5 protein-coding genes are annotated in these 2,826 nt (G+C 26.5%); all 5 read left to right on the plus strand.

Annotation, left to right across the window (positions count from 1 at the left end; genetic code table 11):
• On the plus strand, window positions 1-267 hold a 267-nt coding region (locus FHR24_RS15490; RefSeq protein WP_167191118.1), incomplete at its 5' end, for a hypothetical protein.
• 102 nt (window positions 268-369) lie between these two features.
• On the plus strand, window positions 370-1,617 hold the full coding sequence (locus tag FHR24_RS15495) for a 6-bladed beta-propeller (RefSeq protein ID WP_167191121.1): 1,248 nt from the start codon (window positions 370-372) through the stop codon (window positions 1,615-1,617).
• A gap of 9 nt (window positions 1,618-1,626) precedes the next feature.
• On the plus strand, window positions 1,627-2,181 hold the full coding sequence (locus FHR24_RS15500) for a hypothetical protein (protein ID WP_167191124.1): 555 nt from the start codon (window positions 1,627-1,629) through the stop codon (window positions 2,179-2,181).
• An 84-nt stretch (window positions 2,182-2,265) separates the two neighbouring features.
• Window positions 2,266-2,643, plus strand: coding sequence for a DUF1573 domain-containing protein (locus tag FHR24_RS15505; protein WP_167191127.1), 378 nt, complete (start codon window positions 2,266-2,268; stop codon window positions 2,641-2,643).
• On the plus strand, window positions 2,636-2,826 hold a 191-nt coding region (locus FHR24_RS15510), incomplete at its 3' end, for an efflux RND transporter permease subunit (RefSeq protein WP_167191130.1). The genes FHR24_RS15505 and FHR24_RS15510, both read left to right, overlap by 8 nt.

The following is a 2,826-nucleotide window of genomic DNA, read 5'->3' on the forward strand; positions in this document are numbered from 1 at the left end:
GCTGTGTTTGCATTTGCTTTATCGTTTAACACAAGTGTGATTACAGACTCAAATATATCTTTAGCAGAATTAGTAAATATTAACAATGCAAATGCTGAAGATGATTATGAAAATGGAGATGGAGCTAGCGGTTTTTTGGGAGAAGCTGTTATGCACTCAGTGTGTCATACCGTAACTGTTGGAGGAGGTCCAGTCCCAGGCTCATATTCTTATCAAGATTGTCATGATGAGTGGCAGTGTGATGGATGGTTTGGATGGTGTTATTAAAATTATAGACTAATTCGGAACCCAAATGTATTTTGGGTTCTGAATTTTCAAGAATGATTTAAGTATATAGTAAAATATGTGTAATCTAATTTTTTTTAATATATGAAATTTCAATATTTGTTAATACTACTGATTGGTTTGTTAGTTGGTTGTAAGAAAGAAACAAGTAAGTATAAAGGGTTAAGTTATAAGGATTATATAAGTAGTGACTTTAATTCATTTATGGTTGATAAGAAAAAAGGAGAGAAAATAATAATTCCTGAAATTTCTGATTATGATAAACCAATTACTATTTCAAATATTCTAGATACTTGTTTTACAGTCTCTTTAGAATCGAATTCTAAAAACTTAATTGGGCGTATAGATGAGGTTAAAGTTGTTGATAATTATATTTTTGTACTTGATTCACGTAAATCAAAAGGTGTTTTTATGTTTGATCTTGAAGGTAAATACATTAGAAGAATAGGGGAGTTAGGTAGAGGTCCAGGTGAATACCCTTTCCCTGGAGATATGGCGATAAATGAAAAAAGAAAACAAATATTTATATTTAATGGGAATACTAGAAAGGTTTATAAATATAATTTTAATGGTGAGTTTCTAGGGGATATTACTTTAGATATTGGTGGATATAGTATTGATTTAAATGAAAAGGGAAATCTAATTCTTTTTTGTCAAGGATATAGTAATAATCATCTTGGAGAAATTAAGAATAAAGTATTTTATGAAATAGACGAGAAAGGTAATATTCTATCTTTTGGTCCTTCACTCAGCACTGATTACCATAAGGTTAAGATGACTATAGGTAATAGAATTTCTGTGAGGAATCAGTATATTTCATATAGTAATAAGTTTTCGGACACAATATATAAGTTGCAAAACAATAAAGTTAATATTCAGTATGTTCTTGATTTTGGGGAAAATATTTTGGATAGGGAGAAGTTGAAATCATTGAAAACTAATGCATTTTTAAAGGAAATACGAGATGTGAAATTGATGCCAAATTATAGGGGGATACATTATCAAACATATAACTATTTATATTTTAATTTTTACTACGGAAATACTATAGTAAATTGTTATTATAATAAAAATGAATCAATGTTATATGCTTCAAAAATAATAGCTTTTCAAAATGCTGATTGTCTTTATTCTTACGTCCCTATAGCCACATACAATGATTACTTTATTAGTTCTCTAGATGCTTATAATATTGTTGAAACTAAAGATTATTTTTTGAATGAAAAGAATTTAGAATGGATTAAACGTAGTAAAAAAACTATTAATAGGTTAAATATGTTAAAAATTAAAAATACTGACAATCCTGTATTGATATTTTATAAATTAAAATAATAAATGACAATGACAATTAGAATTAGTTTATTATTATTATTATTATTCTTTTCTTGTAAAGAAAAGAATAATAATAATCTTCAAAGCCCTACAGAAATTATTAAGGAAGCTAATGATGTTGCTACAATATCAGAAAATTATATCATTCAAAATTTAAAGATTTCTGATATTAAAGATGATAATTTTTCATTAAAAGAATTAGTAGGAAAAAAAACTAAGTTAATTTTTAGGTTTTCGGATAGGCAATGCTCTTACTGTGTTGAACATTCTTTAAGGTACCTTAAAAAAGTAGAAAAGAAAATAGGAGTTGATAATATTATTTATATTGGTGATTTTATAGATAAGAATTCATATTCTGTTTTTTTAAGATTATATCCTAATATCAATCAAAAAATATTCTCTTATAATAAAAGGTTTTATTTAAAAGTTGATACATTATCACTTCCATATATGTTTACACTAGATAATAATTTAAAAGCAAAAAATGTTTTTGTCCCCTTGAAGGAAGTTCCTCAAAGAACTAATAAGTATATAATGAAAGTGAAAAATGAGTTTAATAAGTGATATTGTTTAAACTGGAAAATGAATTTCATGAAGTTTTGTAAAAGAAAGAGTGTTCTTGGAATATTTATGTATGTGTGTTTTTGTATGAGTTTAGCTTCATGCATTGACAATAAGAAAATTTATCAAAATACAGTTATTAAATTTGAAAATAGTGTACATGATTTTAAAAACGTTCAATACAAGGATAAAATAGAAACTGTTTTTGTTTTTAAAAATATAGGAGTTAATAAACTATTTATCACAAAAGTTAAAGTTAGTTGTGGATGTACAATACCTACGTGGCCTAACTATGGTATTAAACCAGGTGAATCTGGAAGTATAAAAGTTGTTTATGATTCTAGTCGTATTGGGCACTTTAATAAAACAGTCTCAGTTTTTTATAATGGAGAAAAGAAAATAGAGAATTTAAGTATTAAAGGATTTGTTGAGTTTCCAGAAGATCAAAAAAATAATTATGATTAAATTTCTTATATCTCGTCCCATTGCTGTTTTAATGACTGCTTTAGGAGTTATAATTCTAGGATTTTATGCCTCGACTTTTATACCAGTATCTTTAATGCCTGATATAGATGTTCCAGAGATTACAGTACAGGTTTCAGATGAGAATATGTCCGCAAGGGAATTAGAAAACAGTGTTGTAAAAAA

The sequence above is a fragment of the Wenyingzhuangia heitensis genome (genome assembly GCF_011762155.1).
GTDB classification, from domain to species: domain Bacteria; phylum Bacteroidota; class Bacteroidia; order Flavobacteriales; family Flavobacteriaceae; genus Wenyingzhuangia; species Wenyingzhuangia heitensis.